Origin of the sequence: Streptomyces sp. A1277, from assembly GCF_004795015.1 — a bacterium.
GTDB lineage: Bacteria > Actinomycetota > Actinomycetes > Streptomycetales > Streptomycetaceae > Streptomyces.
Genome location: NZ_SSBI01000019.1, coordinates 40,056 through 53,419, shown reverse-complemented (window position 1 = coordinate 53,419; position 13,364 = coordinate 40,056). Strand labels below are relative to the sequence as shown.

Below are 13,364 nucleotides of genomic sequence, written 5' to 3'. Positions count from 1 at the left end.
TATCCGGCCGTCGCGGGCACCTATCCGGCCGTCGCGGGCGACTCCCCGGCCGTCGCGGGCGACTACCCGGCCGTCGCGGGCAGCGCCACGATGAGGTCGAAGTACATGGCCACGGAGATCAGCACGCCGAGAGTGCCCAGCGCGATGCCGCCCTTGGCCACCGCACGGACCCAGCCGGCCTGCGGGTGCGCGGTCGGGGCGCCGAACGCGGGCCGGACCAGGACGTAGCAGCCGACCAGCAGGGCGAGCAGGCCGAAGAGGCCGTTGACCAGGGCGGTGGCGTGCCAGGCGTCGCCGTATATCTCGGAGATCTGCTGGGCCGCGGAGCCGCCGGAGGACGTCTTGATCTGACCGATCAGGGTCTCGCGCTCGGCGGCGACCCGGCCGCTCCAGCCGCCCGTGAGCGCGGCGACGCCGAGTCCGGCGGAGACGACGGCCGCCGCGGCGGCGACGAGCCCGGAGGACTCGGCGTCGGCGTCGGCGTCTACGTCGACGTCCTCGGCATCCGCGTCCGCCCCGGCCCCCCGGCCCGCCTCGTCGAGGTCCTGCTGGTCCGTCTCCTGCGCGGTGGCGTGCTCGGGCTTGTCGGTCGTCTGCTCGCCGTCGGTGACGGCGGCTTCGGGCGTCGTGGGGTTCATGGGGCGCACGCTAGGTGCCGCAGATGAGAGGCCCCTTAACGCCCGCCGTCGCCCCGGCGCGCGGTCAGTGGACGCGCTCGGCCCGCTCCTCCTCGCGGACCCGCACCCCCGGCACCGGCAGGCGCGGCACCGCGCGGTCGGGCGGTTCGATGCTCAGGCGGGGCAGCCGCCGCTCCAGCCAGCCGGGCAGCCACCAGTTCGCCCCGCCCAGCAGGTGCATCAGCGCCGGGACGAGCAGGGTGCGCAGGACGAAGGCGTCCAGGGCCACGGCCGCCGCCAGGGCGATGCCGAACATCGCGATGACCCGGTCGCCGCTCAGGACGAAGGCGAGGAACACCGAGATCATGATCACCGCGGCCGAGTTGATCACCCGGCCGGTCTCGGCGAGGCCCACCCGGACCGCGCGCCGGTTGTCGCCGGTCTCCAGCCACTCCTCGTACATCCGGCCCACCAGGAAGACCTGGTAGTCCATGGAGAGGCCGAAGAGCACCGAGACCATGATCACCGGGAGGAAGGGCTCGATGGGGCCCGCGCTGCCGAGGCCGAGCAGTTCACTCCCCCAGCCCCACTGGAAGATCGCCACGACGACGCCGAACGACGAGGCGACCGCCGCCACGTTCATCGCGGCCGCCTTCAGCGGGATGCCGATGGACCGGAAGGCCAGCAGCAACAGCAGGCAGCCGAGCCCTATGACGACGCCGATGAAGAGTGGCAGCTTGCCGATGATGATCTGCGCGAAGTCGTCGTAGCTCGCGGTCACCCCGCCCACATGGGTCTCCAGCGAGGTGTTGTCGGCCGCCCTCGGCAGCACGTCCGTGCGCAGCCGCTCGACCAGGGCGCTGGTCTCGCGGGACTGCGGGGAGGAGTCGGGGACGACGGTGACGTACGCGGTGTCGCCGCCGGCGTTGTACGTCACCGGGTAGGCCCGGGCCACCCCGTCGACGGCCCGCAGGGTGGCGGGCAGGGCGTCCATCGCGAGCCGGTCGTCGGCGCCGTCCAGGTGCGCGGCGACCGTCAGCGGCCCGTTGACACCGGGGCCGAAGCCGTCGGCGAGCAGGTCGTACGCCTGCCGGGTGGTGGAGGACTCCGCGTTGTTGCCCTGGTCGGAGCTGCCGAGGTGGAGCGAGAAGGTGGGCAGCGCGAGGACCAGCATCACGGCGGCGGCGAGCGAGCCCAGCAGTTTGGGGTGCCGCTCCACGAAGGCGGACCAGCGGGCGGCGAAGCCGGTGGGTGGTTCGGGCTGCGGCCCGTGGGCGGCCAGCCGGGCGCGCTCGCGTCTGCTCAGTGCCCGCAGGCCGATCAGCGAGAGCAGGGCCGGCAGCAGGGTCACCGAGGCGGCGACGGTCAGGACGACGGTGAGCGAGGCGGCGATGGCGACGCCGTTGAGGAAGCTCAGCCGCAGGATCAGCATGCCGAGCAGGGCGATGCAGACGGTGGCCCCCGCGAAGGCGACGGCCCGCCCGGTCGTCGCGACCGCGTGCTGGGCCGCCTCGGGCACGGTCATGCCCCGCCGCAGCCCCCAACGGTGCCGGGTGACGATAAACAGCGCGTAGTCGATGCCGACGCCCAGCCCTATCAGCATGCCCAGCATCGGCGCGAAGTCGGCGACGGTCATCATGTGCCCGAGCAGCACGATGCCCGCGTACGCCGTGCCGACCGAGACGAGCGCGGTGGCGATGGGCAGCATGCTCGCGGCGAGCGAGCCGAAGGCGAGGAAGAGCACGACCGCCGCGACGGCGACCCCGATGGCCTCACTGAGGTGCGCGGCCGGTGCCTCGGTCAGAGCGACGGCCGAGCCGCCCAGTTCGACGCGCAAATGCGGGCTCTCGGCCGCCTTCGCGGTGTCCACGACCTCCTGCGCCTGCGCCACGGGGACGTCGTCGGCGCGCTGGTGGAAGGTGACGGTGGCGTACGCGGTGCGCCCGTCCGCGCTGATCTGCGCGGCGCCGGTCTGCGTGTACGGTCCGTCGACCGCCCCGACGCCCGGCAGCCGCTCGACGGCGTGCAGGGTCCGGGTCATCTTCTGCTGGACGTCGGCGGCCCGCACGGTGGAGTCGTCGGTGTGCCAGACGATGGTGTCGGTGTCACCGCCGAGATCGGTGAACCCGCTCTTCAGCAGCGCGGCGGCCCGGCCGGACTCGGTCCCCGGCGCCTCGTAGTCGTTGGAGTAGGCCGACCCCGCGATCGCCGCGGCGGCGGCCGTGCCCCCGAGGGCGAGCAGCCAGATGAGGACGGCGAGGAGGCGGTGCGTGACGCACCAGCGGGCGATGGCAGCCAAGGGACGTACTCCCTGCGGGTTCGTGCCTCCCCGGGGGCCCGGCAGAGCCGCCCGCAGGAAAACGCATGACCTGAGAACCGCCACTCTGGCAGCCTTATGTGATCATTTGCCCGTTTCGTGGGGAGGGTCACAGGGTGCGGATCACCTTATGGGCGACATCACACCCCCGTACGAGGGACCCGCGGGCACGGCGCGTGGCCCGGCGGCGGGCGCTCGCAGCCGGCACCCGCGGGTGCGCGTTGCGCGGCCCCACCCCACTCCCCGCGCCCGCCCCGTTACCTTATGATCCGTCAACTACCGTCTGCGGGGGGATCATTGACCAGCGCCACGCACCACATAGGGCCGGACTCGGCGCCCGACCGCTACCGCCTGCTCAATTCCATCGGACGGGGCGGCGAGGCCGTCCTGTACCGGGCTGAGATCGAGCTCGACAACGTACCCGAGACCGTCGTCGTGAAGGTCCTGGACTCCAGGACCACGATCACCGTCGAACAGTTCCAGCGCCTCAGCGCGAAGTGGCGGGACCAGGCCGAGCTGCTGCGCTTCGTGAACCGGCCGGGCGTCGTCGGCGTGCGCGAGCACTTCGAGGGCCCGCCGATCCACAGCCCCGGGGACGCCTCGACGGCGGCCGGCCGGGCCCTGGTCCTGGTGATGAACCAGGTGGACGGCCTCGACCTGCGCGACTGGCGCGCCGAGCGGACCCTCGCCACGCACGCCGAGCGCCGCGAGGTACTGCGGACGCTGGAGCAGCTGGCGGACGTGCTGGACTGGCTGCACTCCGGCCGGGCGACCCCGTCCGGCCGTACCGTCGTCCACGGCGATCTCTCCCCCGGCAACGTCATGGTCGACGCGCACGGGCAGGCCACGCTCGTGGACTTCGGTCTGAGCAAGCTGACCGCCGACCACCAGACGGCCGAGGTCTGGTTCACCCCCGGTTACGCCGCCCCCGAGGTCTTCGAGGGCAAGCGGTCCCCGGGCACCGACCGGTACGCGTTCGGCGCGATCGCCTACTTCCTGCTCAGCGGCCAGGCGCCGCCCAGCACGCCCGAGCAGCTGCGGGCCGCGCTGGGCGCGCTGCCGCAGGTGGCCGCGGCCACCCCCGAGCGCCGCGAACGCATCCTGTCCGTCTGCGCGGCCGAGCCCGGCAAACGGCCGGAGAGCCTGTCCTCATGGGTGAAGGACGTCCGCTCGGCGGTGGTGTCGACCACGGTCACGGGCTCGTCGGCGCGTGACGCGGCGCCCTCGGAACACGTACGCGACGCCCCGCCGGCCGCGCCTCCCCCGCCGCTGCTGCCGCCCCCGGCGGGCCCGGGGCACCCGCCACGGGAAGCCCCGGTGCCGACCATGCCGCTGCGGCAGGACCCGCCGTTCGCCACGGAGCCCGACGCGGCGGCGGCACCCGCGTCCCCCGCGAAGAAGCGCCGCCCGGTCCTCGTCCCCCTGCTCTCCCTCGCCCTCGTGGCCGCCCTGGCCGCGCTCGGCATCCAGGCCCTGCGCGCGGACGACGACAAGGGCGACGGCAAGGGCGCGCAGGCGGCGCCCACCGTGACCGTCACGGCCACCGTGCCCGCCGGGCAGGACGACGAGGCCCAGACCTCGCCGAGTGCTTCGCCGGGGGAATCGGAGGCGACGACCACTCCCCCGGAGGCGGCCACGGCCGACAGCCAGTCGCTGACGCTCATGGAACCCGTCGCCTCGGGCAATTTCGCCGGGCTCACCGTGGGGAGCGGCACGCTGAACAGCAAGTACTACGACACCGCCCTGGTCCCCGACGACGGCATCGACGCGGAGTGCACGGGCTCCGCGAAGTACAACCTGAGCCGCGAGTGGAAGACCCTCACCATGGTGGCGGGGATCGACGACGACTCGGAGCACGAGACCGCCCGCGTCACGATCACGGTGGACGGCAAGGCGGGTTTCACCGGCGAGGTGTCCGTGGGCAAGCCGAAGACCATCTCCGTGCCGGTCACCGGCATCCTCCGCGTGACCATCACCTACGCCGACCCCGCCGACCACTGCGACATGGGCGATCTGGTGCTGGGAGCCCCGACGCTCAAGAAGTGACGCCGAAGGGGCGGCGCCCCGGTCCAGGACCGGAAGCACCGCCCCCAGGGCGTGTACGGAAGGGCTCAGCCCTCGACGCCGAGCTTCTCCAGGATCAGCTCGCGCACCCGCGCCGCGTCGGCCTGGCCGCGCGTCGCCTTCATGACGGCGCCGACCAGCGCACCGGCCGCCGCGACCTTGCCGCCGCGGATCTTGTCCGCGATGGCGGCGTTGCCCGCGATGGCCTCGTCCACGGCCGTGGACAGGGCGCCCTCGTCGGAGACGACCTTCAGGCCGCGCTTCTCGACGACGGTGTCCGGGTCGCCCTCGCCCGCGAGGACGCCTTCCAGGACCTGGCGGGCGAGCTTGTCGTTGAGGTCGCCCGAGGCGACGAGCTCGGCCACCCGGGCGACCTGCGCCGGGGTGACGGGCAGCTCGTCCAGGCCGCGGCCGGTCTCGTTGGCGTTACGGGCCAGCTCGCCCATCCACCACTTGCGGGCCTGGTCCGACGGGGCGCCCGCCTCGATCGTGGCCACGATCAGCTCGACCGCGCCCGCGTTGAGGATGGACTGCATGTCGTGCTCGGAGACGCCCCACTCCTCCTTGAGCCGGGCACGGCGCAGCCGCGGCAGCTCGGGGAGCCCCTTGCGCAGCTCCTCGACCCACTCCCGGGCCGGGGCGACCGGCACCAGGTCGGGCTCGGGGAAGTAGCGGTAGTCCTCGGCGTTGTCCTTGATGCGGCCGGCCGTGGTGGAGCCGTCCTCCTCGTGGAAGTGCCGGGTCTCCTGCACGATGGTGCCGCCGGAGTTCAGCACCGCGGCGTGGCGCTGGATCTCGAAGCGGGCGGCGCGCTCGACGGAACGCAGCGAGTTCACGTTCTTCGTCTCGGAGCGCGTACCGAACTTCTCGGTGCCGTGCGGGCGCAGCGACAGGTTCACGTCGCAGCGCATCTGGCCCATCTCCATGCGGGCATCGGAGACGCCGAGCGCCTTGATGAGCTCGCGCAGCTCGGCGACGTACGCCTTGGCGACCTCGGGGGCGCGCGCCCCCGCTCCCTCGATCGGCTTGGTGACGATCTCGATGAGCGGGATGCCCGCGCGGTTGTAGTCGAGCAGGGAGTGGGACGCGCCGTGGATACGCCCGGTGGCGCCGCCGACGTGCGTCGACTTTCCGGTGTCCTCCTCCATGTGGGCGCGTTCGATCTGCACCCGGAAGACCTCGCCGTCCTCCAGCTGGACGTCCAGGTAGCCGTCGAAGGCGATCGGTTCGTCGTACTGGGAGGTCTGGAAGTTCTTCGGCATGTCCGGATAGAAGTAGTTCTTCCGGGCGAAGCGGCACCACTCGGCGATCTCGCAGTTGAGCGCGAGGCCGATCTTGACGGCGGACTCGACGCCGATCTCGTTGACGACCGGCAGCGCGCCGGGCAGCCCGAGGCAGACCGGGCAGGTCTGCGAGTTGGCGTCCTGCTTCAGCTCGGTGGAGCAGCCGCAGAACATCTTCGTCTTGGTGCCGAGCTCCACATGGACCTCAAGGCCCATGACGGGGTCGTACGTCGCGAGGGCGTCCTCGTACGACTCCAGGTCGATGACAGTCACGGTGAAAACTTTCCCTCTCAGCCCAGCAGAACGTCGTCGTCGCCGAGACGCTTCAGTTCGCGATAGAGGATCGCGAGGCCCGTGACGATGGCGGCGGCGGACACCGCGGCGTCGACGAGCCGCAGCATGTCGTTGTCGTTGCGCGCGAGCTTCGCCTGCTTGGCGACGCTGATCGCGCCGAACGCGGTGGTGCCGAGCGATACGTACAGCCCGGTCTTCGACTTCTTGAAGTTCTTGGCCTGCTTTGCCATGGCACTCACAGCGACGGAGCCTCCTCGATCAGCGGGTGTCCCCACTTTTCCACGAATGCGGCCTCTACGGCGGCTCCGACCTTGTACAGCCGGTCGTCCTTCATGGCGGGGGCGATGATCTGCAGCCCGACCGGGAGGCCGTCCTCGGGCGCCAGGCCGCAGGGCAGCGACATGGCGGCGTTGCCCGCCAGGTTGGTCGGAATGGTGCACAGGTCGGCCAGGTACATCGCCATCGGGTCGTCGGCGCGCTCGCCGATCGGGAAGGCGGTGGTGGGCGTGGTCGGCGAGACGATCACGTCGACCTGCTCGAAGGCCCGCTCGAACTCCCGCGTGATCAGGGTCCGGACCTTCTGCGCGGAGCCGTAGTACGCGTCGTAGTAGCCGGAGCTGAGCGCGTACGTACCGAGGATGATGCGGCGCTTGACCTCGTCGCCGAAGCCGGCCTCGCGGGTGAGCGCGGTGACGTCCTCGGCGGACTTCGTGCCGTCGTCGCCGACCCGCAGGCCGTAGCGCATGGCGTCGAACCGGGCGAGGTTCGAGGAGCACTCGGACGGAGCGATCAGGTAGTACGCCGAGAGGGCGAGGTCGAAGGACGGGCAGTCCAACTCGACCACCGTGGCGCCGAGCGACTTCAGCAGCTCGACCGATTCCTCGAAGCGCTGGACGACGCCGGCCTGGTAGCCCTTGCCGGAGAACTGCTTGACGACGCCGACGCGCATGCCCTGTACGGAGCCGTTGCGCGCGGCCTCGACCACCGGCGGTACCGGCGCGTCGATCGACGTGGAGTCCATCGGGTCGTGCCCGGCGATCGCCTCGTGCAGCAGGGCCGCGTCCAGGACCGTGCGGGCGCAGGGGCCGCCCTGGTCGAGCGAGGAGGAGAAGGCGACCATGCCGTAGCGGGAGACCCCGCCGTAGGTGGGCTTGACGCCGACGGTGCCGGTCACGGCGGCGGGCTGGCGGATGGAGCCGCCGGTGTCCGTGCCGATGGCGAGGGGGGCCTCGAAGGAGGCGAGGGCGGCCGAGGAGCCGCCGCCGGAGCCGCCCGGGATGCGGGTGAGGTCCCAGGGGTTGCCGGTGGGGCCGTAGGCGCTGTTCTCGGTGGAGGACCCCATGGCGAACTCGTCCATGTTGGTCTTGCCGAGGATGACGACGTCGGCGGCCTTCAGCTTCCGGGTGAGGGTCGCGTCGTACGGCGGGACCCAGCCCTCAAGGATCTTCGAGCCGACGGTGGTCGGCATGTCCTTCGTGGTGAAGATGTCCTTCAGCGCGAGCGGGACGCCGGCCAGCGGGCCGAGCTTCTCGCCGGACGCCTTCTTGGCGTCCACGGCGCGGGCCTGCGCGAGCGCGCCCTCGCGGTCGACGTGCAGGAAGGCGTGGACCTTCTCGTCCACGGCCTCGATCCGGGCCAGGTGGGCCTCGGTGACCTCGACGGCCGTGAGCTCGCCGGAGGCGATCTTCGCGGCGATCTCGGCCGCGGTGAGCTTGATGATGCTGCTGATGTCCGTCATGGCTGTCAGTCCTCCCCCAGGATCTGCGGCACCTTGAAACGCTGCTGCTCCTGGGCCGGGGCCCCGGAGAGCGCCTGCTCGGGGGTGAGGGACGGGCGGACCACGTCCGCCCGCATGACGTTCGTCAGCGGCAGCGGGTGGGAGGTCGGCGGTACGTCTTGGTCGGCGACCTCGGAGACGCGGGCGACCGCGCCGATGATGTCGTCGAGCTGTCCGGCGAAGTGATCGAGCTCTTCGCCCTTCAGCTCCAGACGCGCCAGCCGGGCGAGGTGGGCGACCTCCTCGCGCGTGATGCCAGGCATGCAGCGATCCTCAGGGGTTGGTGTGTGGTTTTGGCCCAATCCTATGGGGTCGCCCGCACCGCCCACGGCCACCTGCCGGATTCGCCGCCCGGGGACGGCTCTACGTCGGAGACGGCCGTGAACCGGCCGTCCGCCCGGAGGGCCGCTGCTCCAGCTCGGGGGTCGGCGCCGCCGCCGCCACACTCGCCGCCGCCGCTGCCGCGGCCGCCGCGGCGGCCAGCTCGGCCGGTCTGCGCCAGCCGTGCTCGCCCCGGGCCCGCAGCCACGCGGTCGTCTCCTGGGGCGGCATCGCGGCCGCCACCAGCCAGCCCTGGACCGCGTCGCAGCGCAGGTCCCGCAGCCGCTCCCAGGTCTCGTCGTCCTCGACGCCCTCGGCGACGACCAGCAGGCCGAGCGAGTGGGCCAGGTCGATCGTGCAGCGGACGATCTCCGCGTCCTCGTGGTCGATGGCGAGCCGGGCCACGAAGGACCGGTCGATCTTCAGCTCGCTGACCGGCAGCCGGCGCAGGTGGACCAGGGAGGAGTACCCGGTGCCGAAGTCGTCCAGGGACATCTTCACGCCGTGCCCGGTCAGCCCGGCCAGTGTGTCGGCGGCCCGCTGCGGGTCCTCCAGGAGTACGTGCTCCGTTATCTCCAGCTGGAGCGCTCCCGCCGGGACGCCGTGCCGGGCGAGCCGGGCCGCGACGCCGCCGGCGAATCCGGGGGTGTGCACGTCGCGCGGGGAGACGTTGACCGCGACGGGCACGAAGAGGCCCTGCGCGCGCCACCGGGCGACCTGGGCGAGCGCCGTCTCCAGGACGTACTCCGTCAGGTGCGGCATCAGCCCGGAGGACTCGGCGATGGCGATGAACTCGTCCGGGGGGACCCGGCCGCGCTCCGGGTGCACCCAGCGCACCAGCGCTTCCAGCCCGGCCACCTGTCCGTCGAAGCGGACCTTGGGCTGGTAGTGCAGCTCCACCTCGCCCGCGTCCAGCGCGCGGCGCAGGTCGCCGAGGAGGCCGAGCCGGTCCGGGGTGTTGCTGTCGCGCTTCGACTCGTACACCTCCACGCCCGTGCGGTCGCGCTTGGCCTGGTACATCGCCACGTCCGCCCGGCGCAGCAGCCCCTCCGCGTCCAGCGCGTGGTCCGGGTAGACGGCGACGCCGGCGCTGGCCTCCAGGACCAGGGTGAGGCCGTCCAGGTCGAGCGGCGAGGACAGCTCGGCGACCAGGTGGCGGGCGACGCGCTGGGCGCTGGTGGTGGAGTCGGCGGTGGGCAGCAGGACGGCGAACTCGTCGCCGCCGAGCCGGGCCGCCTCCGCGCCGCGCGGCAGGGCGAGCCGCAGCCGCTCCGCTATCTGGAGCAGCAGCCGGTCGCCGGCGAGGTGGCCGAGGGTGTCGTTGACCGCCCGGAAGCGGTCGAGGTCGATCAGGACCAGGCCGACCCGGCTGCTGAGGCTCTCGGCCTCCTCCAGCGCCGTCCAGGTCCGCTCCAGCAGCCACTGCCGGTTGGGCAGCCCGGTCAGCGGGTCCTTCAGCTGCTCCTCGGCCCGGGCGCGGGCGATCCAGAGCGTGGAGTCGAGCGCGATCAGCGGCACCGCGAAGAGCGGCAGCAGGATGGGTCTGGCCATCGCGACGACGCAGATCAGCGGGGCGATGCCGAGCAGGGCGACCGCGACCAGGCCCTGGCGCAGCATGGCGGTGCGGGCGACGGTGGGCAGCCCGCCGCCCGGCTGGGCCCGCGAATACCACAGCAGGACCCGGGTGACGAGCAGGTAGGTGGAGGCGGCGAGCAGGACTTCCGGGACGGCGTCGATGCCCCAGTCGAGTGGTTTCCACGGCGCCTCGACGGACTGCACCTCGCCGAACGCGGCGAGCACCAGGGCCGCCGCGCCGACCCCGAGGATGTCCACAGCCCCGTGCAGCAGCCCCTGCCACCAGCGGTGCCTGCGGGCGACGCCGACGAGGACGACCACGACGAGGCTGACCAGTCCGGCGGGCACCCAGCCGTAGAGCAGCAGGACGGCCAGGGTGAGGGCCGCGCCGGAGCCTGTGCCGCCCCACCAGCGGTCGCGGCCTAGGGCGACGAGGTGGCCGACGACGATGCCGGTGAGGACGGCGAGCGACCAGCCGGCCCGGCCGTCCGGGAAGAGGGCGTGCCCGTGGCTGAGGGCACGGTAGAAGCCGGTCGCGAGCTGGACCGTGGCGAGCGCCACGACGACGGCACCCACTTTGGGGGTGAGGCCCACGAAACCTTGCAGCCGCGCCACCGGTGCGGCGCTCTCGGTCGGTTTCATTCCGTCCCTCTCACAGCCGGCGATGCCGATGTCACCCGATGATTGCGTTCCGTGCCACCACGCCCCGGACCTCGCCCGGTGGCCGGGTCCGAGGGCGCATCTTCCAACAGTAGGCCGCGGAAGGCTTCTACGGGCAGCGGTCTACCGCTCTTGCCCGAATGCGAACCGACCATCCGTCAGCATCTGCTATGCACCCGATCGGGTGAAACGGGCGGTGTGTTGGGGCCTCTCACGCTCCGGGTCCGGCCGCCTCCCCCGGCGCCTCGGCCGCCGGTCCCTCCGGCTGGACCGCCGCCTCGCGGGCCGCGCCCGCGCCCTGGTCGAGCAGTACCGCGAAGCCGGTGTCGTCCAGCACGGGGACCTTCAGCTGCACCGCCTTGTCGTACTTGGAGCCCGGGTTGTCGCCCACCACGACGAAGGAGGTCTTCTTCGATACGGAGTTGGTGACCTTCGCTCCCCGGCTCTGCAGGGCCTCTTTCGCGCCATCCCTGGTGTGCCCGGCCAGGGTGCCCGTGACGACGACGGTGAGCCCTTCGAGGGGCCGCGGCCCCTCGTCCTCGCCGGCCCCCGCGTCCTCCATCCGGACTCCGGCCTCCCGCCACTTGCGCAGGATCTCGCGGTGCCAGTCCTCGGCGAACCACTGCTTGACCGAGGCCGCGATGACCGGCCCGACCCCGTCGGCGTCGGAGAGCTCCTGCTCGGTGGCCGCCTCGATGCGGTCGATGGAGCGGAACTGGCGGGCCAGCTCCCGGGCCGCGACCGGGCCGACGTGCCGGATGGAGAGCCCGGTGAGGATGCGGGCCAGCGGCGCCTGCTTGGCGGCCGCGATGGCGTCCAGCATGGCGACGGCGTTCTTCTTCGGCTCGCCCTGCTGGTTGGCGAAGACCAGGGCCGTCTTCTCCTCGCCGGTCTTCGGGTCGCGCTTGGGCAGCCCGCTGTCCGGGTCGAGGACGTAGGCCCGGATCGGCAGCAGTTCCTCGACGGTCAGCCCGAAGAGGTCCCCCTCGTCGCGCAGCGGCGGCTCGGTGGGCTCCAGCGGCCTGGTCAGGGCGGCGGCGACCACGTAACCGAAGTGGTCGATGTCCAGGCACTTGCGGCCGGCGAGATAGGCGACGCGCTCGCGCAGCTGTGCGGGGCAGGAGCGGGCGTTCGGGCAGCGGACGTCGACGTCCGCCTCCTTCATGGGCTTCAGCTCCGTCCCGCACTCGGGGCAGTGCGTCGGCATGACGAACGCCGTCTCCGTGCCGTCGCGGTCGGCGACGACGGGGGCGAGGATCTCCGGGATCACGTCACCGGCCTTGCGGAGCACCACCGTGTCGCCGATCAGGACGCCCTTGGCGCGGACCACGTTCTGGTTGTGGAGGGTGGCGAACTCGACCTCGGAGCCCGCCACCACGACCGGCTCGACCTGGGCGTACGGGGTGACGCGGCCGGTGCGGCCGACGCCGACGCGGATGTTGAGCAGCTTGGTGTTGACCTCCTCCGGGGCGTACTTCCAGGCGATGGCCCAGCGCGGGGCGCGCGAGGTGGAGCCGAGACGGCCCTGGAGCGGGATCTCGTCCAGCTTGACGACGACCCCGTCGATCTCGTGTTCCACGGAGTGCCGGTGCTCGCCGAAGTAGGCGATGAACTCCCGTACGCCGGCGAGGGAGTCGACCACCTTGTTGTACTTGGCGGTGGGCAGACCCCACTCGTGCAGCAGCTCGTAGGCGTGCGAGAGGCAGTCGATGTCGAAGCCCTCGCGGGCGCCGATGCCGTGCACCACCATGTGCAGCGGGCGGGAGGCGGTGGCCTTGGGGTCCTTCTGGCGCAGTGAACCGGCCGCCGCGTTGCGCGGGTTGGCGAAGGGCTTGTCGTCGGCCTCCACCAGCCGGGCGTTCAGCTCCTCGAACCCCTCCATCGGGAAGAAGACCTCGCCGCGGATCTCGACCAGCGGCGGGACGCGGTCGCCCTTCAGCCGGTGCGGGATGTCGGCGATCGTACGGACGTTGGGCGTGATGTCCTCGCCGGTGCGGCCGTCGCCCCGGGTCGCCGCCCGGGTCAGCACGCCGTTCTCGTACGTGAGGTTGACGGCGAGGCCGTCGATCTTCAGCTCGCACAGGAAGTGGTAGCCCGGGGAGCCCACGTCCCGGGCGATCCGCTCGCCCCAGGCGGCCAGCTCCTCGTCGTCGAAGGCGTTGTCCAGGGAGAGCATCGGCTCGCGGTGCTCGACGGAGGTGAACTCCGTGCGGTAGGGACCGGCGACCTTCTGGGTCGGCGAGTCGGGCGAGCGCAGCGAGGGGTGGGCGTCCTCCAGGGCCTCCAGCTCACGCATCAGCCGGTCGAACTCGGCGTCGCTGACGACCGGCTGGTCGTTCACGTAATACCGGAAGCGGTGCTCCTCGATCTGTTCCGCGAGGAGCTTGTGCCTCTCCCGCGCCTCCACTGGCACTGCCGTCTGCTCTTCGCCGGCCATCGTCCCGTCCTCCCGTTAC

General features: G+C 72.2%; 9 protein-coding genes. 1 reads left to right on the top strand and 8 read right to left on the bottom strand.

Translation table 11 applies throughout. The annotated features are described in order from the left end of the window. Positions 1 to 62: 62 nt before the first annotated feature. Both E6R18_RS15205 and E6R18_RS15200 read right to left on the bottom strand, forming a co-directional pair. On the bottom strand, positions 63 to 638 hold the full coding sequence (locus tag E6R18_RS15205; protein ID WP_136317430.1) for a hypothetical protein: 576 nt from the start codon (positions 636 to 638) through the stop codon (positions 63 to 65). A gap of 64 nt (positions 639 to 702) precedes the next feature. Then, positions 703 to 2,916: an MMPL family transporter gene (locus E6R18_RS15200; RefSeq protein WP_136317429.1), complete on the bottom strand. Its 2,214-nt coding sequence runs from the start codon at positions 2,914 to 2,916 to the stop codon at positions 703 to 705. 315 nt (positions 2,917 to 3,231) lie between these two features. Between E6R18_RS15200 and E6R18_RS15195 the strand changes: the two genes are divergently transcribed. After that, positions 3,232 to 4,980: a protein kinase gene (locus tag E6R18_RS15195; RefSeq protein ID WP_136317428.1), complete on the top strand. Its 1,749-nt coding sequence runs from the start codon at positions 3,232 to 3,234 to the stop codon at positions 4,978 to 4,980. A 65-nt stretch (positions 4,981 to 5,045) separates the two neighbouring features. Here the strand turns inward: E6R18_RS15195 and gatB are convergent, their stop codons facing one another. The 6 genes from gatB to ligA form a co-directional block, all read right to left on the bottom strand. Further along, complete coding sequence (gene gatB / locus E6R18_RS15190; RefSeq protein ID WP_136317427.1) at positions 5,046 to 6,554, bottom strand: Asp-tRNA(Asn)/Glu-tRNA(Gln) amidotransferase subunit GatB; 1,509 nt, start codon at positions 6,552 to 6,554, stop codon at positions 5,046 to 5,048. A 17-nt stretch (positions 6,555 to 6,571) separates the two neighbouring features. After that, a complete protein-coding gene (locus E6R18_RS15185) occupies positions 6,572 to 6,805 on the bottom strand; it encodes a hypothetical protein (RefSeq protein ID WP_168712355.1) in 234 nt (77 codons plus the stop codon). Positions 6,806 to 6,810: 5 nt separating this feature from the next. Beyond that, positions 6,811 to 8,313, bottom strand: a complete 1,503-nt coding sequence (gene gatA, locus E6R18_RS15180; protein ID WP_136317426.1) for an Asp-tRNA(Asn)/Glu-tRNA(Gln) amidotransferase subunit GatA — start codon at positions 8,311 to 8,313, stop codon at positions 6,811 to 6,813. A 5-nt stretch (positions 8,314 to 8,318) separates the two neighbouring features. Beyond that, a complete protein-coding gene (gene gatC / locus E6R18_RS15175; RefSeq protein WP_018102521.1) occupies positions 8,319 to 8,615 on the bottom strand; it encodes an Asp-tRNA(Asn)/Glu-tRNA(Gln) amidotransferase subunit GatC in 297 nt (98 codons plus the stop codon). 100 nt (positions 8,616 to 8,715) lie between these two features. Further along, positions 8,716 to 10,890: a bifunctional diguanylate cyclase/phosphodiesterase gene (locus tag E6R18_RS15170; RefSeq protein WP_136317425.1), complete on the bottom strand. Its 2,175-nt coding sequence runs from the start codon at positions 10,888 to 10,890 to the stop codon at positions 8,716 to 8,718. Positions 10,891 to 11,119: 229 nt separating this feature from the next. Further along, positions 11,120 to 13,345, bottom strand: coding sequence for an NAD-dependent DNA ligase LigA (ligA, locus tag E6R18_RS15165; RefSeq protein ID WP_136317424.1), 2,226 nt, complete (start codon positions 13,343 to 13,345; stop codon positions 11,120 to 11,122). Positions 13,346 to 13,364: the final 19 nt, after the last annotated feature.

What these genes read in the sequence shown, in the direction of transcription:
- gatA (WP_136317426.1), bottom strand. Translation starts at nt 8,313, where the DNA reads ATGACGGACATCAGCAGCATCATCAAGCTCACCGCGGCCGAGATCGCC.
- E6R18_RS15205 (WP_136317430.1), bottom strand. Translation starts at nt 638, where the DNA reads ATGAACCCCACGACGCCCGAAGCCGCCGTCACCGACGGCGAGCAGACG.
- E6R18_RS15185 (WP_168712355.1), bottom strand. Translation starts at nt 6,805, where the DNA reads ATGGCAAAGCAGGCCAAGAACTTCAAGAAGTCGAAGACCGGGCTGTAC.
- E6R18_RS15170 (WP_136317425.1), bottom strand. Translation starts at nt 10,890, where the DNA reads ATGAAACCGACCGAGAGCGCCGCACCGGTGGCGCGGCTGCAAGGTTTC.
- gatC (WP_018102521.1), bottom strand. Translation starts at nt 8,615, where the DNA reads ATGCCTGGCATCACGCGCGAGGAGGTCGCCCACCTCGCCCGGCTGGCG.
- ligA (WP_136317424.1), bottom strand. Translation starts at nt 13,345, where the DNA reads ATGGCCGGCGAAGAGCAGACGGCAGTGCCAGTGGAGGCGCGGGAGAGG.